Genomic DNA, 24,859 nt, shown 5'->3' with positions numbered 1-24,859 from the left:
CGGTCCGGTACCGCGGGCGCCCGGTCAGCTGCCGTGCGTCGTGTCGGGCGGGGGTGCGGTCACCCACAGCACCCGGGCCTGCTCGCCGCCCGGATTGCGGAACCCGTGTGGCTCCTGGGGGTTGAGCAGCAGGACGTCGCCCGTGCCGAGGTGGAACGTGTCGTCCTTGAGCCGGATCTCCAGCTCCCCCTCGAGGACCATGACGCACTCCTCCTCGCCGCCGTGCGTGTAGAGCTCCGCCCCGGAGTCCTGGCCGGCGGCGATGGTGGACAGCATCATCTGCACCCGGCGGGCATCGCGCGGGGTGAGCAGGAGGTCCTCCTCCGCCAGGAAGGGCTGTGCCATCCGCTGCCGGTTCTCCACGCGGACCAGTCGCGGGGGAAGCGCCTCGCCGGAGAAGAGCGCTGCCATCGGCTCACCGAGTGCCGCCGCGATCCGGTGCAGCGAGGCGATGGAGGGGTTGGCGACGCCCCGCTCGACCTGTGACAGGAAGCTCTCGGAGACACCCGCGCTCTCGGCCACCGTGCGGAGTGACAGGCGCTTGCCCCGCCGCAGTTCGGCCAGCCGCCGTCCGATCTCGCTGGTAGGGCCGCCCACAGGGCTACTCAACCACGCTGCCACCCCGACCACGGCTTCGCCTCCCGGCCCTGGCTAGCGGCAGGCCCCCGGTGCGACCCTTGCCACAGGTCGTTCGGATCCATACATTCACCGCGACCCACTGCCGGCGTCGCGCTGGAGGTTCTGGATGTCCGAGTCGCCGCTGCCCCGGCAGCCGCTGGGCGGCAGCCGCGACGCCGGGGTCGTGGCACTCCTGGCCGTGCTGATCGCGGCGGCCGGCGTCCTCCGTCTGGGCTGGATCGTCGCCCAGTACGCCCGCCCCATCCACGCCGCCGGCTCGTTCCTACCCACGGCCGTGGTCCCCGGACCCGCGCCGTGCTCCACCCCTCCGACCACCTGACCGAGGCCCAGTCCGGCCTGGTGAGGCTGTGACCGCATCATCCCGAGGAGAGCCAGTGACCGCTTCGAACCCCCAGCCCGCCGACCTCGTCGTCACCGGCGGCCGCATCTACACGCAGGACCCGCAGCAGCCGTGGGCCGAGGCCCTCGCCGTGGTGGACGGCCGGATCGCCGCGGTCGGCACCGCCGAGGAGGTCGGCGCGCACGTCGGGCCCGACACCGTCGTCCACCAGCTGGCCGGCGAGATGGTCATGCCGGGCCTCATCGACGGGCACGTGCACCTGAACCTCGGCGGCGGGCAGGCGGCCTTCGAGCTGCCGCTGCTGCCCACCGACGGGGTGGACGAGGTGCTGCGCAAGGTGCGCGAGTGGGCCGACCGGCTCGGCCCGGAGGAGTGGGTGGTCGGCGGCATCGTCGGCAGCACGGTGATGGACGTCGTCGCCGACGTCGACGTGCTGGCCCGGCTGGACGAGGCGGCCTCCGGCCGCCCGGTGCTGCTGCGCGACGACACCATGCACAACCGCTGGGTCAACTCGCGGGCGCTGGAGCTCATGGGCGTCACCGCCGACTCGGCCGACCCCGAGGGCGGGCACTACGTGCGCGACGCGGAGGGCCGGCTGACCGGCGTGCTGCACGAGCTGGCCTCGGCGGAGGCGGAGAAGGCGTTCCTCTCCTCGGTGCCCGACCCGCAGGCGCGGATCCGCACCTCGATCGAGACCGCCATCCGCATCCTCAACGGCTTCGGCGTCACCGGCGCCCAGGAGGCCGCCACCATGGCCGGGCCCGCCCGGGCGCTGGCCGACCTCGCCGCCGCCGGGCAGCTCACCGCGCGCGTGGTGCTCTCCACCCCGGCGCGGCCCTTCCTGGAGGAGGGCATCGTCGGCGAGGAGCTGATCCAGGAGGTCGCGCCGCTGCGCGGCGAGCTGGTGCGCCCGGACTTCGTGAAGGTCGTGCTCGACGGCGTCCCGATGACCCGGACGACGGCGCTGCTGTCGCCCTACAAGTGCCACCACGGCGAGGAGCCGACCACCGGCGAGATCTACTGGACGCTGGAGGACCTCACCGACCAGCTGCGCCGCTGCTACGACCTCGGGCTCGGCGCCAAGCTGCACGCCACCGGCGACGCCTCGGTGCGCCGGGTGCTCGACGCGGTGGCCGCGGTGCGCGCCGAGCGGGGCCCGGGGCCGCGCTTCCAGATCGCGCACGCCGAGTACATCCACCCCGACGACCTGCCGCGCTTCGCCGAGCTGTCGGTGGTCGCGGACCTCTCGCCCTACATCTGGTACCCGAGCGTGATCCAGGAGAGCATCGCCGCGCAGGTGCCGGAGGAGATCGTCGAGGCCAGCTGGCCGGTGCGCGACTTCGTCGACTCAGGCGCGCTGGTCGCCGCCGGCTCGGACTGGCCGTGCGCGGCGCCGACGCCCGACCCGTGGACCGGCCTGCAGACGCTGGTCACCCGCCGCAACCCCGACCCGTCGGTGCCCGGCGCGCTCAACGAGGCCCAGGCGCTGACCCTGGAGGAGGCGATCGCGGCGTTCACCACGAACCCGGCCGAGGCCATGGGTGTCGGCGACATCGCCGGGCGGCTGGCCGTGGGCTACGCCGCGGACTTCATCGTGCTCGACCGGAACCTGTTCGAGATCGACGTCGCCGACGTCCACCGCACCCAGGTGCGGCGCACCTACTTCGGCGGCACCGTCGTGCACGAGGCGGAGTCGGTGCCGGCCGCCTGACCGGTCGCCCTGTCGGCTCGTCGACATGTCGCCCCGGCGGCATGTCGGCGAGCCGACCGCCGTTCCGAGCCCGGCCGGGTCCGGACTCGGGCAGCCGATCCGGCCGATCGGTCCTACCGTGGACGTGTGCACCGCGGAGCCGCCCGCCCCGCCGCGCAGGTCGCGGCGATGCCGGTGTGGCTGCGCCGTGCGCTCCTCCTCGGCGGGCTGCTCGCCGCCCTGTACGCGCTGTCGGTGGCCCTCTCCGCGCCGGCCTCGGCGGGGGAGGGGACGCCGCCCGACAGCGCGGTTCCCGCGGCCCTCGCGCCGGTCGCGGACCCGCTGGCGGACGCCGTCGCGCCGGTGGCGGAACCGGTCGCGGAGGTCGCGGAACCGGTGGCCGAAGTAGCGCTTCCGGTCGCCGAGGTCGTGGCGCCGCCGGTCGCGGAGGTCGCTGAACCGGTGGCCGAAGTAGCGCTTCCGGTCGCGGAACCGGTCGCAGAGATCGCCCCGCCTGTGGCCGAGGTCGTGCTCCCGGTCGCCGAGGTCGTCACCCCGGTGGCCGAGGAGGTCGCCGAGCCGGTGGCCGAGGTCGTGAAACCGGTGGCCGAGGTCGTGGCGCCGGTGGCCGAGGAGGTCGCCGAGCCGGTGGCCGAGGTCGTGAAACCGGTGGCGGAGGTCGTGGCCCCGGTGGCCGAGGAGGTCGCCGAGCCGGTGGCCGAGGTCGTGCTCCCGGTGGCCGAGGTCGTGGCGCCGGTGGCCGAGGAGGTCGCCGAGCCGGTGGCCGAGGTCGTGCTCCCGGTCGCCGAGGTCGTCACCCCGGTGGCCGAGGAGGTCGCCGAGCCGGTGGCCGGAGTAGCGCTTCCGGTCGTCGAGGTCGTGGCGCCGGTGGCCGGAGGAGCGCTTCCGGTCGTCGAGGTCGTGGCGCCGGTGGCCGGAGGAGCGCTTCCGGTCGTCGAGGTCGTCGCGCCCGCGCTGGACGCCGTCGTCGCCCCCGCGGTGGAGGCGGTCCTGCCCGCGACCGGCACCGAGGCCGGCGAGACGTCCGGCCGGGCGCCGGTCACCCTGCTGACGCCGGCAGCGAACCGGGTCGGCCCGGGCGCGTCAGCGATGGCGACGGTGCTGGAGGGCTGGCAGCCGCGGCGCACGGCCACGGCCGTCGGGGAGGCGCCGACCACCGTCGCGGCGCCGGCCGCTGCAGCGTCCAGCCCGTCCGGGCAGGCGGCTCCGGCCGCAGCGCCCAGCACGCCCACGCGGGCTCCGCTCGCGCCCGCTCCCGGAGCCCCCGCGCTCCTCACGCCGGCCTCGTCGACGTCGTCGTCGGCCGGCGGCCCGCTCCAGGACGCGGTGCTCGCCGCCGCGACCACGATGCCCCCGCCCGGCGCCGTCCCGGCCGTCGCGCCGGTCGCCGGCGGGGCGTGGGGGGTCGTCGACGACCCCAGCGCCTCACCCGACTGAGGTCCCTCCCGGTCCAGGTGACCCCCGGCCGGCCCTGCGGGGCGGGTCGGCGGCCACCGGGCGGGGGGATATCGGGGTTGGGGGTGGCAGCGGTGCCCGGCGAGGGCGTCACCTCTGATCTCCCCGCCCACGCATCGACCGGCGGGGTGCGGACCGGAGACGGCCCGCACCCCGCCGGCGCGCGTCCGGGCCGGCACGGCACAGTGACCGGCGTGAAGTGGCTGGTGGTCCTGCTCGTGCTCCTCGTCCTCGTCGGCGCGGTCGTCGTCGCGCGCCGGCTCGCCGCCGCACCGCCGCGCCCGGCGGCTCGGCGGCGTCGCTCCGACGGGAGCGACGGCGGAGGGGAGTCCGGTGACGGCGGGTCGGGCCACCACCACGACGGCGGCTCCGACGGCGGCGGTGGTGGGGACGGCGGCGGTGGTGGCGGCGGCGGTGACTGAGCCCGGCTCAGCGGTGCCCGATGCCCCCCGGCCCGTGCTCGGCCGGCACCTGCTCGCCCTCGGCGACCGGCCCGGGCGGGGTGCCGTCGCCGAACGGTGAGCCGCCGAGGTCCTCGCGGCCGTGCGGGGTCAGCCAGTTCGACGTGTCCGGCCCCATCGGGATGATCTGGGTCGGGTTGATGTCGGCGTGGACGACGTAGTAGTGCTCCTTTATCTGCGGGAAGTCGGTGGTGTCCCCGAACCCCGGCGTCTGGAACAGGTCGCGGGCGTAGGCCCACAGCACCGGCATCTCCGACAGCTTCTGCCGGTTGCACTTGAAGTGGCCGTGGTAGACGGCGTCGAAGCGGGCCAGCGTGGTGAACAGCCGGACGTCGGCCTCGGTGATCGTGTCGCCCATCAGGTACCGGCGGTCGCCCAGCCGGTCGCTCAGCCAGTCCAGCGCCGTGAACAGCCGCTGGTAGGCCCGGTCGTAGGCGCGCTGGGAGCCGGCGAACCCGCAGCGGTACACGCCGTTGTTGACCTCGGTGTAGATCCGCTGCATCACCTCGCCCATCTCGTCGCGGAGGTGCTCGGGATAGAGGTCGGGGGCGCCGTCGCGGTGGTACGCCGTCCACTCGGTGGAGAGGTCGAGGGTGATCTGGGCGAAGTCGTTGGTGACGACGGCCTTCGTCGGGACGTCGACCATCGCCGGCACCGTGATGCCCCGGGAGTACTCCGGGTCGCGGGCGAGGAAGGCCTCCTGCAGCCGCTCGTAGCCGAGCACCGGATCGCGGCCGCCGGGGTCGAGGTCGAAGGTCCAGCTGCGCTCGTCGTGGGTGGGTCCGCAGATGCCCATCGACAGCACCGGCTCCAGGCCGAGCAGCCGGCGCACGATCGTCGACCGGTTGGCCCACGGGCAGGCGCGGGCGACGACCAGGCGGTACCGGCCGGGCTCCACCTTCCAGCCGCTGGAGCCGTCGGCGGTGATCCGGTCGGTGATGTAGTTCGAGTCGCGCTGGTACTCCTGGCCCTGGCTGACGTAGCCCGAGCCGCTGTTGTCGTCGCTCACGCGGTCCACCTTCGCCGACGACGCGGCCGGCCGCCCGGCGGCGCCTCCCCGGGCCCTCGCGTGACCTGCACCACGACCGCGGCGCGGCGGCTCACCCGACGGGGTGGGGAACCGGTGAAAGCCCTGCTCAGCGGGCGGGCAGCGGTCGACAGCAGACCCGTGAGCACTGACCTGAGCTGGACCGGGACCGAGTGGATCGACCTCGGCGCCGACCTCCAGGCCGACCGGACGGTGGAGGGCCTCGCGCACGAGGCGCCCGTCCTCCCCGGCACGGCGACCTGCCAGGACCTCGACCGGACCTTCCGGCGGGACCACGACGCGAGCTGCGCGATCGTGACGCACCCCGATGTGGCCGGCCTGGTGGGGCTGGTCGAGCGCAGCCGCTTCGAGTCGGTGATGAGCGGCCCCTACGGCTACGGCCGGTCGCTGCACGGCCGGCGGTCGCTGGCCGACGTCACGCAGTGGGACGCCCTCACCGTCTCCTCCGGCACGACGGTCGTGGAGGCGGCCAGCCGGGCCATCACCCGCGCTCCCGAGCAGGTGCAGGACCACGTGCTGGTCACCGGGCCGGCGGGGGTCCGTGCGGTCCCGATGCCGGTGCTGCTGGCCGCGGTCGCCCGGACGCTGGCCCGGCGGGCCCTCTGCGACCCGCTCACCGGCCTGGCCAACCGCAGCGCCTTCTTCGGGCGGGTCGAGGAGTCCTGCCGCCGCAGCGCGACCCAGCCCGGGCACCGCACCGCGGTCGTGTACCTGGACCTCGACGGGTTCAAGGCGGTCAACGACGACCTCGGCCACGACGTCGGGGACGCCCTGCTCCGCGACGTGGCCGCCGCGCTGGGCTCCGTGGCGCGGCCGGGTGACCTCGTCGCCCGGCTCGGCGGCGACGAGTTCGCCGTCTGTCTCGACATCGAGGCCGAGGCGGGCGGTCCGGACGCCGGCGATCCGGCCGTGCACGCCGTCGCGGTGCGGCTGCACGACGCGGTGGCCGCCCTGGGCCGCTCCGGCGGCGCCGGTCAGCGGGTGCGGGTGAGCGCGGGGGTGGCCGTCGGCGGGGCCGGGGGCGTCGATCCCGACGAGCTCGTGCGCGCGGCCGACCTGGCGATGTACACCGGCAAGCGGGCGGGCGGCGACCGGGTCACCGGCCCGGTGCGGGTCGCCCGGTCGGTCGACGCCGATCCGCTGCTCGGCACGAGCATCCCCGCGGCCGCCGCGCGCGGTGAGCTGGTGCTGCGCTACCAGCCGATCGTGGACCTGCGCACCGGGCGGCCGGTCAGCCTCGAGGCGCTCGTCCGCTGGCAGCACCCGCGGCTGGGCCTGCTCACCCCCGACGCCTTCCTCCCGGCCGCCGCCCGCGCCGGGCAGCTGCTCGACCTCGACGACTGGGTGCTGCGGACGGCGACCGCCGAGTTCGCCGCCTGGTGCCGGGACCGGCCGGGGTCCTCCCCGGCGCTCAACGTCAACGTCAGCACCGACCGGCTGCTCACCCCGGGGCTGTGCGCCGTGCTCACCGCGGCGGCGGCGTCGGCCGGGCTGCCGCCGCACCGGGTCCGCGTGGAGGTGCCCGAGCACCTGCTCGTCGACCAGATCGAGGCGGCGACCGGCCCGCTCACCGAGCTGCGCGCCGCCGGGTTCGGGGTGACCTTCGACGACGTCGGCGCCGGGGGCACGTCGCTGCGGCACCTGCGCGAGGTCCGCGCGGACGGCCTGAAGATCGACCGGTCCTACGTGCAGGCCATGGCCGACGACGACCGCGACCGCGCCCTCGTCCAGCTGCTCGTCGACTTCGCCGACAGCACCGGGCTGGCGGTCACCGCCGAGGGCGTGGAGACCGAGGCGCAGCGGGAGCAGCTGATCGGCATGGGCTGCCGCTACGGCCAGGGCTGGCTGTTCGGCCGCCCGGAGCCGCTGCCGGCGGCTCAGAGCCGCGCCGTCGTCGCCTCGTCGAGTCCGCCGCCGAAGTAGCGGTACAGCACCTCCTGGAACACCGGCTCCTCGGGCGCGGCGCGCGCGAACAGCGTCATGGACGAGCGCAGCTTCATGGCGTCGGTGGAGCCGAGCACCTGCTCCGCCGTCCGGCCGGAGAGCTCCAGCAGGGCGCGGCAGCACTCGACCAACCGAGGCCCGAGCACCGGATGGGCCAGGTAGGCCCGGGCCTCCTCCAGGCCGGAGATCGCGTAGTGCTGGGCGGTCGCGCTGCGGCCGAGGCCGGCGACCTGCGGGAACACGAACCACATCCAGTGGCTGCGCTTGGCGCCGGCGCGCAGCTCGCGCAGTGCCTGGTCGTAGGTGCCGTCGCGGTCCTGCGCGTCGACGAAGCGGGAGAGGGCGAAGGGGGCGGTCACGCCCTGCCCATGACCGCGACGGCACCCGGCGAACCGCCCGGGGTCAGGCGAGGTGCGTGCGGAACCAGCGGAGCTGGGCCGGTGCGGACGTCGCGAACGCCTCGCCGGTGTAGGCGTCGAAGTGGCCGACCGGCAGCAGCACCAGTTCCTTGGGCTCGCGCGCCCGCTCGTAGTACTCGAGGGAGAGGTCGGCGACGGTCAGGTGGTCGTCCCTCGCCACGACAATCATCAGCGGCGTGGGCGAGATGTCGGCGATGTAGGCGCCGGGCTCGTACTCGACGAACATCTCGACCGAGCGCAGGGTGACCTCGTTCCGCCAGTTCGGCGCGCGGTCCTGGATCGGCCCGAAGAAGAAGGCGTGGGTGTCCTCGGTGGGCAGCGCGGCGACCTCGGACGGGTCCTTCTCCCACGCCACCTGGATCATCGCGGGCGGCTGGCCGGCGTAGCGGGCCGCGCGGTCGGCGTCGAACATGCCGCGCAGCCCGGCGAAGGCGTCGCTGCGGATCAGCCGGCGGGCGTTGGCCAGCCCGCTGACCAGGGGCACCTGGGAGACGACGGCCTTGACCCGCTTGTCGAGGGCGGCGACGACGAGCATGTGCGCGCCGCTGTAGCTCGACCCCCAGATGCCGATGCGGTCGGGGTCGGTCCACGGCTGGGTGGTCGCCCAGGTGATCGCCGTCCGGTAGTCGCGGATCTGCTGCCAGGGATCGATCTCGCCGCGCGGGGTGCCGTCGCTGGCCCCGAGGTTGCGGTTGTCGTAGACGAGCACGCCCAGCCCGCCGGCGGCGAAGGCCTCGGCGAAGTCGTCCAGCAGGTGTTCCTTCACGGCGGAGAAGCCGTGCGCCATGACGACCAGCGGTGCCGGGCCGTCGACCCCCTCGGGGGAGTAGTGCCACCCGCGCAGGGTGACGCCGTCCTCGGTGCCGAACTCGATGTCCTCTCGCATGGCCCGACCCTGCTCGGCAGGCGCGGTGCGGTCGCGACGATCCCTGCGAGCCCGGTGACGATCCCTGCACACCTTGCGCCCGGCCGGTTGGCTGGCGGCGGCAGCGCGGCCGAGGGAGGACGACGCCGATGGCGCTCGTGGCGGAACGGTGGAGCCCGGCGGCGCTGCCCGCCGCCGACCGGGTCGACGCGTTCCGTGAGCTGGTCAGCGCCACCCACCTGCCCTGGTCGCTGACGCCGGGACCGGACGCCGGGGCCGACGCCTCACTGGCCCGCTACCGCATCGGTGACCTCACCCTCGTCGACTGCCGCTGCGGCCCGTGTTCCGGCGCCCGCGGCCGCAGCCAGCTGGCCGCCACGACCGACGACGTCGTCGGCGTGCTGTTCGTCCGGTCCGGCGCCGAGGAGGTGGAGCTGGCCGGGCAGCAGCTGCGGGTACCGGCCGGCGCGGCGCTGGTGTGGCGCGGCGACGAGCCGGTGCGCTTCCGGGTGCCGGGTCGGCTGCACAAGTGGACGCTGCTGGTGCCGCGCACCCGGTTGCCCGTGCCCGGCGGGCGGCGGCTGCTGGAGCCGGCGGCCACGGGGCTGGTGACCGGCCTGCTCGGGGCCGCGGTCGGCGCCGCCGGGCAGCTGGACGGCCGGCTGGGCACACCGGTCGCCGATGCCGCGGTCGACCTGCTGGCCGCCGCGCTGGCCGGAGGCGGCCCGCCCGACGACGTCACCTGGCGGCGGGTGACCGCGCACGTCGAGGCGCACCTCGGCGATCCGGCGCTCACCCCGGAGGCGCTGGCCGCGGCGGCGTGGATCTCGCTCCGCTCGCTGTACGCGCTGTTCGCCGCCCGCGGCCACACCCCGGCGGCCTACGTGCGCCGCCGCCGGCTGGAGGCGGCCCGGCGGGAGCTGCTCCGGTCGGGCACCGCCGTGCGGGTGGCCGACGTCGCCGCCCGCTGGGGTTTCGGCGACCAGGCGACCTTCGCCCGCGGCTTCCGCACCGCCTTCGGCGTGACACCGGACCAGGTGCGCCGCGGACGGGCGGATCAGCCGCGCAGCGCCACCGGGCCGAGCTGACCGGCGGCCACCCACTCGGGCGTGGCCCGGCCCAGCGCCACCGCGGTGGCCATGCGCAGGCTGCCGGCCAGCCAGAGCAGCAGGTCGTGCAGCCGCAGCCGGGTCAGCCGCACCCCGAGCAGCGCCGTGGCGGCGGACTCCAGCTCGGCGAAGGCCTCGGCGTTGGCCTGCAGCTCGCGGTGGACGACGGCGTGCACGCCGCTGTCGCTCTCCCGGGTGTGCGGCCACAGCTGGCGGCGGGTCACGCCGTCGAGCAGCGGGAACAGCTCCGGCCGGCGGTGGTGCAGCGCGGCGGTGACGTGCTCGGCGTCGTCCCCACCGGTCAGGTCGCGGAGCGCGGCGCCGACGGTGCCGGGCTCGGCGAGCACCGACATCTCCTCCTCCGGCAGCTCCCAGAACGCCCGCCCGGCCGCCCGGCGCACGACGTCGTCGGCGCGCGGCCGGGCGGCGTCGAGGGCGGCCCGGACGGCGTACCAGCGGTCGGGCCCGAGCCGGCCGTGCAGCCCCTCGGCGAGCAGCACGTCGCGGTCGGTCATGCGGGAACCGGTCTCGGCGGCCTGGCGGTCGAAGCGCTCGAAGGCGAACGCGAGCACGTGCACCCAGCGGCCCTCCCGGGCGTTGGGCGCGCGGAAGCGCAGCGGCCGCCGGCCACGGGCGTAGCCGACGACGGCGGCCAGCGCGTCGTCGCCCGGGATCGGCTCGGGCCCGGCGCTGGGCAGGGTCAGTGCGGCATCCATCGGTTCCCCCTCCGACGACGTCCGATGAGTCCGGCCGCGCGGGCCGGTCTGTCCTCCATGCGAACGACGACCGCCGCCCTGGCTGCCGCCTCCGGGGAGACCGCCCGGGTGGTCGCGGGCATCCGCGACGACCAGCTGAGTACACCCACGCCGTGCACGGATCTGCCGGTGGCCGGGCTGCTCGACCATCTCGTCGGCCTGACCCTGGCCTTCCGCGACGCGGCGCGCAAGCGCGCGCAGGGGAGCGCGCCGGTGGCCTCGGCCGATGCCCTGGCGCCCGACTGGCGCACCCGCATCCCGGCCCAGCTGGAGGCCCTGGTCGCGGCCTGGACCGACGACGCGGCGTGGGAGGGCAGCACCGAGGTCGGCGGGGTGACGATGCCCGCGCCGGAGATCGCCGCGGTCGGCGTCGACGAGGTCCTGGTGCACGGCTGGGACCTCGCCGTCGCCACGGGGCAGCGGTACCGGCCCGATCCGGCGGCGGTCGAGATCGCCACCGGCCTGGTCCGCGGGCTCGTCGCGGCCGGGCCGGTGCCCGGGCTGTTCGGCCCGTCCGTGCCGGTCGGCGACGACGGCGCGCCGTTCGACCGGCTGCTGGCCATGACCGGCCGGGACCCCTCGTGGCGGGCGGCCCTCACGCGACCGTGACGAGCGTCGTCTGCCCCCGGCCGCCGTCGCAGCCGACAGCGGCCAGCAGCCGGCCGCCGTCGGGGGTGACGGTGAAGCCGTCCGGCGCCAGCGACGTGCACAGCGAGACCGGGTCGCCCTGCGCGCCGGTGGCCAGGTCGACCGGGGTCACCGTCTGGTCCAGCGGGCTGGCCCCGTTCTCCAGCCCGGCGAGGTAGGCCCACCCGCCGGCGGGGTCGACGGCGAAGCCGTAGGAGTGCGCGTGCTCCGGGAACTCGGTGACCGTCTCGGGCACCGCGGCCCCCGGCGCCAGGGTCACCACCCGCAGGTGGCTGGTCCCCGCGCCGATGAGCCCGACGTGGACGACGGCGACGACGGTGCCGTCGCCGGTCACGCCCAGGTGGCGGACGTCGGCCGGGCCGTCGGCGAGCACGACGGTGCCGAGCGGCGCCAGCGCCGCGTCGAACCGGGCCAGGGTCGGCGTCTGCCCGCCGTCGGCGCGGTCGTGCCGGTCGAGGGCGACGACGACCGTGCCGTCGGGAGCCACCGCCACGCCGTCCAGGTTGGCCGGCATCTCGGCCAGCGGCGCCTCGGCGCGGACCGCGCCGGTGAGCGGGTCGATCGCCAGCAGCCGGGTGGCGCCACCGAGGACGACCGGCACGTAGAGCGTGGCGCCGTCGGGGGAGAGCGCGCCCTCGCCGATGCCGACCCCGTCGGCGGCGGGCAGGTCGGTGGCCACCGGCACGGTGACCACGCTGCCGTCGGGGGCGATGCGGCTGACCGCGTAGCGGCCGCCGGCGAACCCGGCCACGAGCACGGTGCCGTCCGGCGCGGCGTGCAGCGAGGCCGCGTACCGGTGGTCGTCGTGCTCGGTCAGGGTCACCTCCTGCCAGCCCGCCGCGCCGGGGCGGACGACGGTCAGCGGGCCGCCCGCCCCGGTGACCGGCAGCACCAGGGCGATCGGCTGCCCGTCCGGGCCGGCGGCCAGCCGCCAGACCGGGGCGTACTCCTCGGTGCCGGGCAGCAGCTCCCGGCCGGTCACCGTGTCCAGCGCGCCGCCGTCGGCCGCGGGGACGACGTCGGGGGACGGGGGCTGGTCGGGGCTGGGAACGGTGCACCCGGCCAGCACGAGGACGGCGGCGGCGAGGGCGAGCCGGCGGAGGGACACGGGGCGCTCCTGGAGGACGGCGGACGGGGCGGCTCCACCGTCGCCCGCCGTCCTTGGGCGGCACTGGCGCCCGCCTTGCAGTGGAGTGCCACGGACGCGTTCTCCGCGCCGTGGCACTCCGCTCCACTCAGTAGGTGACCGCCCAGACCAGGAGCTCCTGCTGCTCCCCGTCGGCGCAGCGGGCGGCCAGCCAGCCGCCGGACGCGGGCGAGACGACGTCGGCGGCGTCGAGCGACCCCGCCGAGCACAGCTCGTCCTCCCCGGCGGCCTCCCCGCTCCCGGGGTCGACCGCGACCCAGGTGAGCACCGCGTCGTGCGTCTCCCCGGCGACGTAGACGACGTCGGTGTCGTTGGCCAGGACGGCGGGCAGCGGCCGGTCGAGCTCGGCGAGCTCCTCCGCCTCGGCCTCCCCGTGCTCCACCGAGACCAGCCGGGTGACCTCGCCGTCGGAGACCGCGGTCGCGAAGTCCCAGGCGCCGCTGTCGACCGGACCCGCGGTCTCCCCGGCGTCGCCGAGCGGCACGGTGGCCAGGGGCGCGAGGCCGGCGTCGAACTGCAGGAGCACCGGGGTGGCGGAGCCCTCCGGGCCCACGTCGGCGGGAACGGCGACGACGGCGCCGTCCTCCGTGGTGTCGACCGCGGCCGGGCGCACCGGGCCCTCGCCGAGGGGCACCTCGGCCAGCAGCTCACCGGTGATCAGGTTGACCTTCAGCAGCCGGGCGCTGCCGTCGGGGGCGGTGACGGTGAGGTAGCCGAACTCGTTGTAGCCGTACGCGGTCGCCCGCAGGCTGGTCACGTCGGCCGCGGCCAGGTCGCCCAGGGGCGTGAGCCGCAGGACCTCGCCGTCCTCGACCAGCACGCTCACCAGCCGGCCGCCGGCCACGCCGATCAGCGGAACGCGGTCGGTGACGCCCGGCAGCAGGACGGTGAGCTCGGGATGGCCGGGCTCCACGGCGGTCAGGGTGTCGCTCGAGACGCCGCCGGTGTCCTCGGACAGCGTCACGAGCAGCAGCGGGCCGTCCTCCGGTGCGACGAGGGCGACGGCCCGGTCGTAGGAGCCGGTCAGCCCGAGGATCTCCGCCTCGGATCCGGCGGCGGCCGTGATGGCTGCCGCGTCGCCGGGGGCGAGCAGGTCCAGCTCCGGGGTCGGTTGGGCGGAGGTGCTCGGGGCGGCGGAGCCGGTGGGGGCGGCGGGCGGGACCGGCTCGGGGTCCGCGCCGCACCCGGCGAGGAGCAGCACCGCGACGGCGGCGAGGGCGGCCCTCACCGGAGCACCACCGCGGAGAGGGCGCCGTCGGCGTCGTCGGTGCACGAGCCGGTGAGCAGCAGCGCGCCGCCGTCGGCCGAGAGCGCGGCGCGGCCGACGTCGCCGATCGCGTCGCACAGCGGGATGTCGTCGAGCGCTCCGCTGCCGAGGTCGACGGTGGTCACGACGGTGGCGGTGCCGGCGCGCACCGGCACCAGGGCGGTGGTGCCGTCGGCGGTCACGGCCAGCCCGAGTGGCGCCTCCTCGGCGTCGTCCAGCGGGATCTCGTCGCGCACCTCGCCGCCGGCGACCACGAACACCGACACGCTGCCGGTGTCACCGACGCCCGCGGCCACGACGGCGGTGCCGTCGGCGGTCAGGGCGAGCGCGGTGCCGTCGGGCTGCTCGCCGTCGGTGAGCGGCACCGGGTCGCCGTCGGGACGCAGGTCGGGGCCGAAGCGGGTGAGGGTCACCCGGGACAGCTCGCCGCCGCGCAGGGTGGCGAGCACGGCCGGCCCGCCGGCGTCGGCGGCCAGGCGCGCGCCGATCAGCGTCTCCTCGTCGGACTGCAGGCCGGCGTCGGTCTCGGCGGTGACCGCGCCACTGGCGACGTCGACGGCGAGCAGCCGGGCCGGCCCCTCGTCGCCGCGGCCGCCGGCCAGCAGGTAGACGGTGCCGCCGTCGGGGGACAGGGCGGTGCGGATGCTGCTCTCCTCGCTCGCAGGGAAGGGGTCGATCTCGCGGACGTCGAAGCCGCCGGCGCCGGGCTCGCGGGTGAGCAGCGCGAAGGAGCCGTCGGGGAGGAACTCCGCGAGCACCACGGTCCCGTCGGGTGCGACCAGCACCTCGGGGCTGCCGGCCAGCTCGGGCAGGTCGGCGGCCTCGCCGGCGACCGGGCCGTCGTCGCCGGGGGCGACGGGCACCAGCCAGCCCGGGTGGTCGTCGTCGGAGGAGACGACGTGCACCAGCCAGCCGCCGTCGGGCGTGGGCACGACGCCGAGGACGACGAGCGCGTCGTGCCCCACGAGCTCCTCGAGGTCGAGCGCGCCGGCCACCCCGGTGGGCGGGGGGAGCTGCGACGGAGGTGCCGGCGCGCTCGCGGACGGGGTGCCGTCGACCGTGGCGGTGCAGCCGGCCAGCAGCAGGACGGCGCCGGCGACGAGGGCGGCCCTCATCGGACCAGCACCGCGGCCAGCGCGCCCCCGGCGAGGTCGGGGCAGGAGCCGGCGACCAGCAGCGCGTTCCCGGCCAGCGCGGCGCGGCCGACCAGTGCGCTGTCGTCGGCGCAGAGCGGGGTGGTCGTCCCGACGGTGCCATCGGCGAGGTCGGCGGTCAGCAGGACCGTGCCGCCGGCCGCGAGACGGACGGGCACGTGGACGGCGCTGCCGTCGGCGGTGGGGGCCAGGCCCAGCGGGGGCGCCTCGGCGTCGTCGAGCGGGAGGGCGGTCGCCTCGTCGCCGGTCACGACGAACAGCGCCACGGCGTCGTCGGAGGTCTCGCCGGAGCCGCCGGCGACGACCGCCGTGCCGTCGGGGGTGACGGCGAGCGCGGAGGCCGCCGCGGCCGCGTCCTCGGCGAGCACGACCGGGTCGCCGTCGGGCCGCAGGCCGGTGTCGAAGCGGGCGAGGACGAGGCGCTGGGTGTCCTCGCCGTGCACGGTGCCGGCGAGCACCGGTCCGTCGGGGCCGGCGGCGAGCCGCGCGGGCACGAACAGCTCACCGTCCGCGGCGAGGTCCAGGGCGACGTCGGCGCCCACCTCGCCGGTGGCGACGTCGATCGACAGCAGCCGCACCGGACCGGAGCCGCCCGGAGCCCCGGCGACGAGGTAGAGGGTGGCGCCGTCGGGGGAGAGCGCGCTGGTCAGCGTGGCCTGGCTGCGGTCGAGCGGCGGCGTGACCGGCTGCGCCGCGGGCTCGTCCTCGCCGGGCGCGAGGGTGAGGACGGCGAGGGTGTCGTCGGGCAGCTTCTCCAGCAGGACCGCCGAGCCGTCGGGGGCGACGTGCAGCTCCGGGGTGGCGTCCAGGGGCGGGAGCTCGACGGCGTCGCCGGCGACCGGTCCGCCGTCCCCGGGCTCGACGGGCACCAGCCACCCCGGGTCGCCGGCCCGGTCGCCGGTGACGTGCACCAGCCAGGACCCGTCGGGGGCGGGGACGACGCCGAGCACCAGCACGTCGCCGGAGCCCACGGCGGCCTCGAGGTCGGCGGCCCCGGCGACCTCGGTGAGCTGGGGGCCGGCGGCCGGTGCGGGCGGTTCGCCGGCGTCGCCGCCGCAGGCGGCCAGGAACAGCAGGCCGGCGGCGGCGAGCGCCAGCAGGGGGCGGGGCATGCGGGAACTCCAGGTCACCGGGGCAGCGTGGAGCGGGCCGCTGGGACGGGGCTGGTGCCGCACTTGCAGCGGGCCGCGGCGCCTGTCGTACCAGCCGGGAGCCGGGCGTGGGGATGCTGGCGACCTCAGCCGACGGCGACGGCCTCCACGTGGCCGGCGCCGTTGGCGCCCGAGCAGCCGGCGACGACGGTCAGCGACGAGCCGTCGGCGGCCAGGCCGAGCCCCGTGCTGTAGCCGTGCTCCGCGCAGATGCCGACGTCACCCAGGACGTCGCCGGTGCGCAGGTCGACGGTCGTGAGCCAGGGCGATCCGTTCTCCTGGCTGGTCGAGACGTACAGCCAGTGGCCGGCCGGGTCGACGGCGAGGTCGTCGGTCTCGTAGACGGTGGACAGGGCGATCGACTGCTCGACCACGCCGTCGCGGACGACCACGATCCAGGACACCTGCGCGTCGTCCGTGGTGATCAGGGAGAGCAGCTGCGCGCCGTCCGGGGCGGTGCGCAGCTGTACCGGCACGCTGAACCGGCCGGCCATCGGGTCGAGCAGCTCGCCGCTGCGGATCAGGTCGCTGCCGTAGGTGGCGAGCACGCTGCCGTCGGCGTTCCGGAAGAGCGCGGTGACGGAGCCGTCGGCGCCGGCCGAGAGCGCCGCGATGCCGTCCGCGCCGGGCACCTGCCACGGCGCCTCGGCCAGCACCTCGCCGCTGTCGACGTCGATCGCGACGAGGCCCTGCGCGTCCCCGTCGTCGTAGCCGACGTAGAGGATGCCGCCGTCGGGTGAGGCCGCGTACTCGAACTCGCCGAACTCGCCGTCGAAGTCGGCGCCGTGGACGTCCCCGATCCCGCCGTCCTCGTCGACGATCGCCATGGCGAAGCCGCCCTCGCCCGCGCCGGCCAGCACGACCGACCCGTCCGCGCGGGCGAACAGGAAGCCCGACGGGAGGGTGGGGCGCAGCTCGACGACGAACCCGACCTCCGGGCCGGGCAGCACCTCGACGAGGCTGGCGCCCTCGTCGTCGTAGTGGGAGGTCGTGAGCGCGACCAGCGCGACCAGCGCGCCGTCGGGGCGGACGGCCGAGGCCTCGACCCAGCCGTCCTTGCCCAGGGCGCCGGAGAGGTCGAGCCGGTCGCCGAACTCCGTCAGCGGGCCGGCCTCGGCGGGCGCGGTGTCCGCGGTGCCCGCGCGCTGGGCGGTGCCGTCGACCGAGGCGGAGCAGCCGGCGGCGAGGAGGGCGACGGTGACGGCGAGGCAGCGGCGGGTGCGGGACACCCCGTCGTTCTATCGCCGTCCATTCCGCGCTGTCACCGTTCCGCTACGGCGAGTGACTCGGGTGGGTGAGCCGCGCCGCCGCGCCCGTGGTGTCATGTCCCCCGTGGCGAACGACGAGGTCCAGCTCGAGGTCGACGGCGGCGTCGCGGTGGTGACGCTGAACGCGCCCGACCGGCGCAACGCGCTCACGCCGGCGATGGCCGCGGCGCTGATGGCGACCTTCGACGAGGTCGACGCCCGGCCCGAGGTCGGCGCGCTGGTCGTGCGCGGGGTGGGGAAGTCGTTCTGCGCGGGGGCGGACGTCGCGGTGCTCGCCGCGGCCGGCGAGGACCCGGCCGCCCCGGAGGCCTACGAGCAGATGTCGTCGATCTACGACTCCTTCTACCGGCTGGGCCAGGTGAAGGTGCCCACGATCGCGGCGGTGCGCGGCTCCTCGGTGGGCGCGGGCATGAACATGCTGCTCGCCACCGACCTGCGGATCGTCGCCCGCGACGCCCGGCTGCTGGCCGGCTTCCTCAAGCGGGGCATGCACCCCGGCGGCGGGCACTTCGTGCTGCTCTCCCGGCTCATCGGCCGCGAGGCCGCGGCGGCGATGGTGCTGTTCGGGGAGGAGATCCACGGGGAGAAGGCCGTCGAGCTCGGCCTGGCCTGGGAGGCCGTGGACGCCGACGCCGTCGAGGACCGCGCGCTCGAGCTGGCCGGGCGGGTGGCGGCCGACCCGGAGCTGGCCCGGGTGACCGTCGGCAACTTCCGCAAGGAGACGGCGACGGCGGTGTCGTGGGAGATCGCCACGCAGTTCGAGCGGCCCGCGCAGATGTGGTCGATGCGCCGGTCGGCGCGGTAGTTCCCACGGCCGACACGGGGGTGTAACGGCCCGCTCCTAGCGTCGCGGGCCATGACCTTCCGCGTGCCCGTCGTCGACATCGCTCCCTACGTCTCCGGCGGCGACGCCGGGCAGCGCGCGGCGGTGGCCGCCGCCTTCGACCGCGCCTGCCGCGAGGTCGGCTTCGTGCAGGTGGTCGGGCACGGCGTGCCGACGCCGGTCACCGACGGGCTGGCCGCGGCCATCGACGAGTTCTTCGCGCACGACCTCGACGCGAAGCTGGCCTACCGGACGCCGCCGCAGATCGACCGCGGCTACACCCCGCCCAGGGCGGAGTCGCTGTCGCTGTCGCTGGGCGTGGAGTCGGCCGGGCGGATGAACGACTTCTTCGAGGCGTTCAACGTGGGCGCGGCGGTCAGCGACCATCCCGGGGTCGAGCTGCCGGCGGACATGTACGCGGAGAACGTCTGGCCCGAGGGCATGCCGGGCTTCCGCGCGCGGGTCGAGGCCTACTTCGCCGAGGCGAAGCGGGTGTCGCGGGTGCTGACGCGGGTGGCGGCCGACGCGCTGCGCCTGCCGGCGGACTTCTTCGACGCCTACCTGACCCACTCGATCGACGTCCTGCGGATGGTCAACTACGCGCTGCCGCCGGGCAGCGTCGACCTCGACGGCGACCTCACCGGCATGGGCGCGCACACCGACTACGGCATCCTGACCGTGCTGTGGGCCGACCAGGTGCCCGGCCTGCAGGTGCTCGGCGGCGATCTCGTGTGGCACGACGTGCAGCCGGCGGACGGCGCGCTGCTGGTCAACCTCGGCGACCTCATGGCCCGCTGGACCAACGACGCGTGGATGTCGACGCTGCACCGGGTGAAGCCGCCGATCGTGGACGGCTCGATCCAGCGGCGCCGGTCGGCGGCGTTCTTCTGCGACGGCAACGTGGACGCCGTCGTCGAGACGCTGCCCGGCTGCGTGGACGCCGAGCACGAGGACCGCTACCTGCCGGTCACGATCGGCGAGCACCTGGCGGCGAAGCTGGCCGGGTCGCGGGCCGGCGTCCGCAACCCGAACACCGGCCGGGAGACCGAACGGCTGCTCGCCGGCCGCGGGTGACCTGCGTCGCTGGTCAGGGCCCGGCCGCGGACTGCCGATGACGGACTCCGAAGGCGGCGGACTGCTCCAACCCCCGTCGCCGGGGAGTGCGTGCACATGTCGGCTCGACGACGGATCGGCGACGGTCTGGCGGTGCTCGGCGGTGCGCGGCCGGAGCTGCTCGCCGCGGCGCCGGGCGCGCGGCCGCGGTTCGTGGCCCTGGGCGGGGTGCTGCTGAGCACCGGCGGGCTCGCGGTGCTGTCGATGGCGTTCGCCGTCGCGATGGCGCTGGGCGTCTGGTGGCCGGTGGCGCTGCTGGTCGGCATCGGCTGGGGCTTCGTCGTGGTCAACCTCGACCGGATGCTGCTGGTCGGCATGGCGCACGACACCTCGGTGAAGCGGAACCTGCTGCTCGCCGTCCCGCGGGTGGGGCTGGCGCTGATCCTCGGCGCGGTCGTGGCGACGCCGCTGACGCTGCAGGTGTTCCACAAGGAGATCGACACCGAGATCGTCACGATGCAGGCGGAGGCCGCCGACGCCTACCGGACGTCGCTGGAGTCCGACGCGCGCTTCGCCGGCCTGCCCGAGCTGCAGGAGCGGGTGGCCACCGAGCAGGAGATCGTCTCGACCGGCGGTGTCGCCGACCCGGCGCTGGCCGCCGTGCACGCCGAGGTCGCCACGCGGCAGGCCGCGCTGGACGCCGCGGTGACCTCGCACCGGGAGCTGCAGGCGCGGGCGCAGTGCGAGCTGGACGGCACCTGCGGCACCGGCGAGGCCGGCACGGGGACGGCGTACCAGGAGGCCCGCGCGGCCGCCGACGCCGCGGCGCTGGCGGTGACCGCGGCGCAGGCCGCCTACGACGACGCCGTCTCCACGGCGACCGCCGCGGAGGCGCGCAGCTTCTCGGCCGCGCAGTCGGCGCTGGCCACCGACTCCGACGAGCTGGCCCGGCTGACCGCCGAGCAGGACCGGCTGCAGGCGCAGTTCGACGCCACCAACGAGGGCTCGGGCGGGATCCTGCTGCGGCTGGAGGCGCTGGACCGGCTCAGCGACCGCAACACCACGCTCTGGCTGGCCAAGACGATGCTCGCGATGCTGTTCATGGCCGTGGAGCTGCTGCCGGTGCTGATGAAGCTGCTGCTGAACTTCGGCCCGCCGTCGGCCTACGACAAGCTGGCCGAGTTGCGCGACTCCGGGGACGTCGAGGTCGAGGAGCTGCAGAAGCAGTCGCGGCTGGAGGTCGCCCAGGCCCGCGAGGAGCTGCTCGTGATGGCCGAGATGGAACGGGTGGACCGGCAGAAGGAGGTCATCCGGGCGCGGCAGCGGGCGGCGCTGGCCGCCATGGCCGCGGCCGAGGCCGGCCCGGCGACCGCGCCGGTCGTGCCCGCGCCGGCCGCGCCGGTCGACGAGGGTGGGCGGCCGCTGTGGGACACCGGCCCGATCCGGCTGGCCCGCACGGCGGCGCGGACGGTGCGCACCGCGCGCCGGCGCCCGACCGAACGCATGCCGGTCTGACCCCGCCTCAGCGGACCAGGAACGCCGTCGAGACCCGGTTCTCGTCGCGGCAGACGCCGATGGCGGTGAGGGTGCCGCCGTCGGGGGAGAGTGCGGTGGCGCCCAGGGCGCCGTTGCCGCCGGGGCAGAGGACGACCTCGCCGGTGGGCTCGCCGGAGCCCAGGTCGTAGGTGACCAGGGCCGGGGGAGCCTGGTAGGCGGACAGGGGGACGACGGCGGAGCGGCCGTCGGGGGAGACGGCGAGGTCGAGGCCGGAGTCCTCGGTGTCGGCCAGGTCGATGCGCTGCCCCACCTCGCCGCCGGAGACGGTGAGCAGCTGGCCGCTGTCGCCGCCGTCGAGGGTGAGGACGGCGGTGCCGTCGGGGGTGACCGCCAGGCCGGCGGGCCGGTCGGTGGCGCTCAGGACCGTCGGGTCGCCGGTCGGCCGGAGGTCGGCGCCGTAGGTGGTCAGCGCCGCGCCGGAGCCGGTGACCTCCAGCGCCGTCAGGCCGCCGCCGGTGGTGGCGGCGAGGTGGGTGACGGGGTCGGCCGGCTCCGCCGCCGTGGTGGTCCCGCTGGCGAGGTCGACGGCGAGCAGTTCGGGGGGGCGGCCGTCGGCGTAGGTGACGGCGAGGTAGGCGGTGCGGCCGTCGGGGGAGAGGGCGCCGGCCGTGGTGTCGGGGAGGCGGCCCAGCGGTGTGACCCGCTCGCCGGTGCTGATCTGCAGCTCCCCGGTGGTGGCGTCGCGGCCGACGACGTGCACGGTGCCGTCGGGCGCGACGAGCAGGTCGGCGCCGTCGCGCACGGCGGGGACGGTGCGGGGCGGGCCGGCGCCGTCGGGGCCGATCTCGAGCAGGTAGCTCGCTGCGTCATCGGGCGCGGTGAGCAGCACGAGGGCGGTGCCGCCGGGGAGGGCGGCGAGGTCGGACGGGCGCACCTCGGTGCCGGCCGCGGCGTCGAGGTCGACGGTGGCGACGACCCGGGGGACGGAACCGTCGGGCGCGGGCTCGCCGTCGCCGTCGGTCGCGGTGCAGCCGGCTGCGCTCAGCGCGATGGCCGGGACGAGGACCAGGGCCGCGACGGTGCGGCGGGGCATGGGGCGGACGGTAGACCGGTTCGGAGGGCCCCGCCGATCAGCAGCCGGAGTCGGAACCCTTCGCCCCTCACATGCGGAGGGGGTCGGGTGGTGCGAGGTCGTCGAGCCAGGGTGGGTCGGGTTCGGGGTCGGTGGCCCAGCCGGGTGGGTGGGTGGTGCGGGTGACCCCGGAGGGTGTGCGGACGATGAGCCGGCCGTCGGGGAGGAGGGTGAAGGACCAGCCGCGGGCGTGGGTCTTGATCCGGTGGTGGCGGCGGCACAGGCAGCACAGGTTCTGGCACTCGGTGGGGCCGCCGGCGTCGTAGGCGATGACGTGGTCGATGTCGCAGCGGCCGGGTCGGCGGCGGCAGCCGGGCATCCGGCAGGACCGGTCGCGGGCCTCGACGTAACGCCGCTGCGCCGCCCGCGGCCCGTAGCCCCTCGTGCCGGCCGGGCGCCGGAGACCGGGGCCCTCACCGGACTCGCTGCCCGTCCCGCGGCGGGTGCGGCGGCGGCCGGTGCCGGCGGCGCGGGCCAGCTCGGCCCGGGTCACGACCGCCACCGTCTGGCCGGTGGCCGCGTCGTCGAGGGACAGGGTGAGCGACCCACCTGCAGGCGGGTTCTGCAGGTCGAGCACGTCCAGTTGGTCCAGAACCTCCCGGCACTGGGCGGCCGAGACGACCTGCCCGTCCAGCTCCCCGGGCTCGTCCCCGCCGCGCAGGGTGGAGATCCCGACGTGCACGGTGAGCTGCGCGGTGACCGGTGGGCGGGTGGTGTCCCAGGGCCGCAGGATCAGATCCAGCGCCGCGGCCGAGCGCAGCCGGCCGATGGGGCGCGGGTCGCCGTCGGCGCGCAGCCACCGGGCGTAGGAGTCCACCGCGGCCCGGGCGGCGTGCACCTGCGGCAGGGGGCCTTCGATGACCAGCCGGCCCAGGTCGTCGGCGGTGCGCTGCACCGACACGTCCGCCGTCCGCTCGGCCGCCCGCCGGCGGCGGTCGCGGGCGTCGGCGTCCAGCCGGTACAGGTGGTAGCGGGCCCGGTCGGCCAGCCGCGAGGGCGGGCGGTGCTCGGCGCCGGGCAGCACCCGGGCCTGCACCCCGGCGGCCACCTCGTCATCGGCGTCACCCAGCAGATCGAGCAGGATGCGGGCCTTGCGGACGGTCAGCCGACCGGCGAACAGCTCCGCCCACGTCGGCGCCAGCTTGCCGGTCAGCAGCACCGCCTCGGCGGCCAGCGACTCGGCCTCGGCATCCGAGCAGCCCCGGATCACCGCCAGCTCGGAGACGAAGTCATCGGACAGGTGCGCCAACGCCAGCGGCCGCACCGCCGCCGCATCCGGGCCCATCCGGCACGGATCGGCCCCCCGTTCAGCGGCCCGGCGGCGGGCCAGCTCGGCGATCGCCGCGGCCTGCCGGGCGTGCTCCCGGGTCATCCGCGCATCGGTGGACCAGATGTCGCACACCAGGTCCGACTCGGTCGACCACCGCGGCACCACCTCATCCGGCGACACCGGCCACGGCACACCCTCCACGGGCGGTCGCGGCGGCTGGGTGTCGAACACACCCACAGTCTGACCTGCGGGTATGACAGTTTTCGGGCTACCAGGCGGACGTCGGCTGCAGCACCGCCTCGGTGAGCGCCTGGGTGCGCAGCCGGGTCACCTGCTGGTACTCCGGGTCGGCGACCATCCGGCTGAACGCCTCGCGCGACGGGTAGCGGACGAGCAGGACGGCGTCCCAGTCCTGGCCCTGCTCGGCGACCAGCGGGGTGTGGCCGCTGCCGGCGTAGAGCACCTCGCCGCCGTAGCGGGGGAGGAAGGTGTCGCGCAGGGCCGCGGCGTACCGGTCGTAGGACTCGCGGCCGCCCTCGGCGAAGCGCAGCAGGTTGAGCATCACGACGGGACCACCCGGGTCCTCCTGGAGGAAGCGCTTGAGGTCGGTGCCGCGGGGGTCGATGGCCATGGCCCGACGCTAACGGCCGGCCTCGTCAGCCGTAGTACTCCCGCACCTCCTCGCGGAACTGGTCGGCGAGTGCCTCGACCTGCGCCAAGGACTTCTCGGTCAGCTCCGGCGGGACGCCGCGCTCGGTGTGTCCGTAGCGGATGAGGTCGCGGAGGAGGTCCGGCGCCCGCTCCGCGTCCGTCCGGTCGTCGAACACGGTGCTGCTGTCCAGGACCCGACGGACGTGCCGCGGGCTCCACATCAACGGATCACCGATCCCGTTGCAGCCGCCCGCGTCCAGCATGTCCGCGACCAGGGATCTCGAGCGGCGCCAGGACGGGCCGAACGGGCTTGCGAGGAACTGTCGTGCGATCTCGTCGTGATCCGCCTCCGAGATCGACCGGGAGGACGGGTGACCGCCTTCCGGCAGTCGTGAGAGCAGCCAGTCGATCAGCGGCCGCGCGGCGGCCATCTGCTCCGATCTCTGGCTCGGCAGACGCCGGTCCAGCGCGTCCTTCGCATGCAGCGCGGCCGCGATGCGGGCCCGCGCGTCCGCCGGCGAGACCTCCCGCGAGCGTGCACCCGGGGCGTCAGCACCCGTGATCGACTCCAGGGGCCCCCAGAAGACGTGACCGTCGTCCGCCCGTTCGAAGGGCTCGTTGTCGATGCGTACGACGGCGGTGAGCGGATGACCGCCCGGCACGACGACGCCGACCACGAGCTCGTCCACCTCTCTGAAGACCGTGCTGAACTCGACGGCCCGGTCGCAGGGCTCGGCGCGGTCGAGCTGCACGAGCCACCGGGGTAGTACGTGTCCGCGCTCGGCGATCTGCCGGCGCACCTGGCGTCGCAACCCCGTGTCGAGACTCAACGTCGCCACGGCCAGGGCGGTCGCGGACAGCTCGACGTGGTCGTCCGCGGCCAAGCGGGTGACGAGGTCGGACAGGCTCCCTGAGGGTTCAGGCGTGGCGAGCACCGAAGCGGCGATGGTCAGGAGGGGACCGGGGCTCGGCGAGTCGATGCCCACGCGCATGCGCCCGAGGATCTCGTCGAGGTCGGGCGACATCGTCGTCGTCATGCCGGCGGACGCTAG

Annotated in this window: 24 protein-coding genes; 10 read left to right on the top strand and 14 right to left on the bottom strand. The window is 76.1% G+C overall.

Annotated elements, in window-relative coordinates; translation table 11 throughout:
- Positions 1 to 24 precede the first annotated feature (24 nt).
- Positions 25 to 597, bottom strand: a complete 573-nt coding sequence (locus ACI79R_RS11110) for a cupin domain-containing protein (RefSeq protein WP_456573676.1) — start codon at positions 595 to 597, stop codon at positions 25 to 27.
- Between the two features lie 148 nt (positions 598 to 745).
- On the opposite strand from ACI79R_RS11110, the gene ACI79R_RS11105 reads away from it, so the two are divergent.
- The 4 genes from ACI79R_RS11105 (at position 746) to ACI79R_RS11090 (ending at position 4,567) form a co-directional block, all read left to right on the top strand.
- On the top strand, positions 746 to 958 hold the full coding sequence (locus tag ACI79R_RS11105) for a hypothetical protein (protein WP_456573675.1): 213 nt from the start codon (positions 746 to 748) through the stop codon (positions 956 to 958).
- A 55-nt stretch (positions 959 to 1,013) separates the two neighbouring features.
- Complete coding sequence (locus tag ACI79R_RS11100) at positions 1,014 to 2,690, top strand: amidohydrolase (RefSeq protein WP_456573674.1); 1,677 nt, start codon at positions 1,014 to 1,016, stop codon at positions 2,688 to 2,690.
- Between the two features lie 126 nt (positions 2,691 to 2,816).
- Positions 2,817 to 4,127, top strand: coding sequence for a hypothetical protein (locus tag ACI79R_RS11095; RefSeq protein ID WP_456573673.1), 1,311 nt, complete (start codon positions 2,817 to 2,819; stop codon positions 4,125 to 4,127).
- 212 nt (positions 4,128 to 4,339) lie between these two features.
- Positions 4,340 to 4,567 carry a hypothetical protein gene (locus ACI79R_RS11090; protein ID WP_456573672.1) on the top strand — a complete coding sequence of 76 codons (228 nt, stop codon included), beginning with the start codon at positions 4,340 to 4,342 and terminating at the stop codon, positions 4,565 to 4,567.
- Between the two features lie 7 nt (positions 4,568 to 4,574).
- Here the strand turns inward: ACI79R_RS11090 and ACI79R_RS11085 are convergent, their stop codons facing one another.
- Positions 4,575 to 5,615: a glutathione S-transferase family protein gene (locus ACI79R_RS11085; RefSeq protein WP_456573671.1), complete on the bottom strand. Its 1,041-nt coding sequence runs from the start codon at positions 5,613 to 5,615 to the stop codon at positions 4,575 to 4,577.
- A gap of 159 nt (positions 5,616 to 5,774) precedes the next feature.
- On the opposite strand from ACI79R_RS11085, the gene ACI79R_RS11080 reads away from it, so the two are divergent.
- A complete protein-coding gene (locus ACI79R_RS11080) occupies positions 5,775 to 7,577 on the top strand; it encodes a putative bifunctional diguanylate cyclase/phosphodiesterase (protein ID WP_456573670.1) in 1,803 nt (600 codons plus the stop codon).
- Here ACI79R_RS11080 and ACI79R_RS11075 read toward each other — a convergent pair.
- Together ACI79R_RS11075 and ACI79R_RS11070 are read right to left on the bottom strand one after the other, a co-directional pair.
- A complete protein-coding gene (locus ACI79R_RS11075; RefSeq protein WP_456573669.1) occupies positions 7,532 to 7,957 on the bottom strand; it encodes a DUF1810 domain-containing protein in 426 nt (141 codons plus the stop codon). The genes ACI79R_RS11080 and ACI79R_RS11075 overlap by 46 nt on opposite strands.
- A 43-nt stretch (positions 7,958 to 8,000) precedes the next feature.
- Positions 8,001 to 8,903 (bottom strand): alpha/beta hydrolase, encoded by a 903-nt coding sequence (locus ACI79R_RS11070; protein ID WP_456573668.1) that lies wholly within the window; start codon positions 8,901 to 8,903, stop codon positions 8,001 to 8,003.
- Between the two features lie 128 nt (positions 8,904 to 9,031).
- Here ACI79R_RS11070 and ACI79R_RS11065 point away from each other — a divergent pair, with 128 nt between their 5' ends.
- Complete coding sequence (locus ACI79R_RS11065; RefSeq protein ID WP_456573667.1) at positions 9,032 to 9,970, top strand: helix-turn-helix domain-containing protein; 939 nt, start codon at positions 9,032 to 9,034, stop codon at positions 9,968 to 9,970.
- Here the strand turns inward: ACI79R_RS11065 and ACI79R_RS11060 are convergent.
- Positions 9,940 to 10,707: a DUF6308 family protein gene (locus ACI79R_RS11060; RefSeq protein ID WP_456573666.1), complete on the bottom strand. Its 768-nt coding sequence runs from the start codon at positions 10,705 to 10,707 to the stop codon at positions 9,940 to 9,942. The two genes, ACI79R_RS11065 and ACI79R_RS11060, sit on opposite strands and share 31 nt — an antisense overlap.
- Before the next feature lie 57 nt (positions 10,708 to 10,764).
- Here ACI79R_RS11060 and ACI79R_RS11055 point away from each other — a divergent pair, with 57 nt between their 5' ends.
- On the top strand, positions 10,765 to 11,355 hold the full coding sequence (locus tag ACI79R_RS11055; protein WP_456573665.1) for a TIGR03086 family metal-binding protein: 591 nt from the start codon (positions 10,765 to 10,767) through the stop codon (positions 11,353 to 11,355).
- On the opposite strand, the gene ACI79R_RS11050 is transcribed toward ACI79R_RS11055, so the two are convergent.
- The 5 genes from ACI79R_RS11050 to ACI79R_RS11030 all read right to left on the bottom strand — a co-directional run bounded on the left by ACI79R_RS11050 (position 11,342) and on the right by ACI79R_RS11030 (position 17,342).
- The gene (locus tag ACI79R_RS11050) at positions 11,342 to 12,502 is read right to left on the bottom strand and encodes a YncE family protein (protein ID WP_456573664.1); all 1,161 of its coding nucleotides are present in this window, start codon (positions 12,500 to 12,502) and stop codon (positions 11,342 to 11,344) included. The genes ACI79R_RS11055 and ACI79R_RS11050 overlap by 14 nt on opposite strands.
- A gap of 127 nt (positions 12,503 to 12,629) precedes the next feature.
- Positions 12,630 to 13,769, bottom strand: a complete 1,140-nt coding sequence (locus tag ACI79R_RS11045; protein WP_456573663.1) for a hypothetical protein — start codon at positions 13,767 to 13,769, stop codon at positions 12,630 to 12,632.
- The gene (locus ACI79R_RS11040) at positions 13,766 to 14,923 is read right to left on the bottom strand and encodes a hypothetical protein (protein ID WP_456573662.1); all 1,158 of its coding nucleotides are present in this window, start codon (positions 14,921 to 14,923) and stop codon (positions 13,766 to 13,768) included. Before ACI79R_RS11040 ends, ACI79R_RS11045 begins: the two co-directional genes overlap by 4 nt.
- Positions 14,920 to 16,074 (bottom strand): hypothetical protein, encoded by a 1,155-nt coding sequence (locus ACI79R_RS11035; protein WP_456573661.1) that lies wholly within the window; start codon positions 16,072 to 16,074, stop codon positions 14,920 to 14,922. Before ACI79R_RS11035 ends, ACI79R_RS11040 begins: the two co-directional genes overlap by 4 nt.
- Positions 16,075 to 16,199: 125 nt before the next feature.
- Complete coding sequence (locus tag ACI79R_RS11030) at positions 16,200 to 17,342, bottom strand: hypothetical protein (protein WP_456573660.1); 1,143 nt, start codon at positions 17,340 to 17,342, stop codon at positions 16,200 to 16,202.
- A gap of 103 nt (positions 17,343 to 17,445) precedes the next feature.
- Between ACI79R_RS11030 and ACI79R_RS11025 the strand changes: the two genes are divergently transcribed.
- The 3 genes from ACI79R_RS11025 (at position 17,446) to ACI79R_RS11015 (ending at position 20,772) form a co-directional block, all read left to right on the top strand.
- Entirely contained in the window at positions 17,446 to 18,186 is a 741-nt protein-coding gene (locus ACI79R_RS11025) for an enoyl-CoA hydratase-related protein (RefSeq protein WP_456573659.1), read from the top strand.
- A 51-nt stretch (positions 18,187 to 18,237) separates the two neighbouring features.
- Positions 18,238 to 19,278: an isopenicillin N synthase family dioxygenase gene (locus ACI79R_RS11020; RefSeq protein WP_456573658.1), complete on the top strand. Its 1,041-nt coding sequence runs from the start codon at positions 18,238 to 18,240 to the stop codon at positions 19,276 to 19,278.
- Positions 19,279 to 19,374: 96 nt separating this feature from the next.
- Positions 19,375 to 20,772 carry a DUF4407 domain-containing protein gene (locus ACI79R_RS11015; RefSeq protein ID WP_456573657.1) on the top strand — a complete coding sequence of 466 codons (1,398 nt, stop codon included), beginning with the start codon at positions 19,375 to 19,377 and terminating at the stop codon, positions 20,770 to 20,772.
- 7 nt (positions 20,773 to 20,779) lie between these two features.
- Here the strand turns inward: ACI79R_RS11015 and ACI79R_RS11010 are convergent, their stop codons facing one another.
- From ACI79R_RS11010 to ACI79R_RS10995, 4 genes are all read right to left on the bottom strand, one after another.
- On the bottom strand, positions 20,780 to 21,847 hold the full coding sequence (locus ACI79R_RS11010; protein ID WP_456573656.1) for a hypothetical protein: 1,068 nt from the start codon (positions 21,845 to 21,847) through the stop codon (positions 20,780 to 20,782).
- A gap of 67 nt (positions 21,848 to 21,914) precedes the next feature.
- The gene (locus tag ACI79R_RS11005; protein WP_456573655.1) at positions 21,915 to 23,387 is read right to left on the bottom strand and encodes an HNH endonuclease signature motif containing protein; all 1,473 of its coding nucleotides are present in this window, start codon (positions 23,385 to 23,387) and stop codon (positions 21,915 to 21,917) included.
- A 37-nt stretch (positions 23,388 to 23,424) separates the two neighbouring features.
- A complete protein-coding gene (locus ACI79R_RS11000) occupies positions 23,425 to 23,787 on the bottom strand; it encodes a DUF1330 domain-containing protein (protein WP_456573654.1) in 363 nt (120 codons plus the stop codon).
- A 25-nt stretch (positions 23,788 to 23,812) separates the two neighbouring features.
- The gene (locus ACI79R_RS10995) at positions 23,813 to 24,844 is read right to left on the bottom strand and encodes a hypothetical protein (RefSeq protein ID WP_456573653.1); all 1,032 of its coding nucleotides are present in this window, start codon (positions 24,842 to 24,844) and stop codon (positions 23,813 to 23,815) included.
- Between the last annotated feature and the right edge of the window lie 15 nt (positions 24,845 to 24,859).

The organism is Blastococcus sp. SYSU D00820, assembly GCF_054050695.1.
The sequence above is the reverse complement of the archived record's forward strand: the minus strand, read 5'-3'. Positions and strand labels throughout refer to the sequence as shown.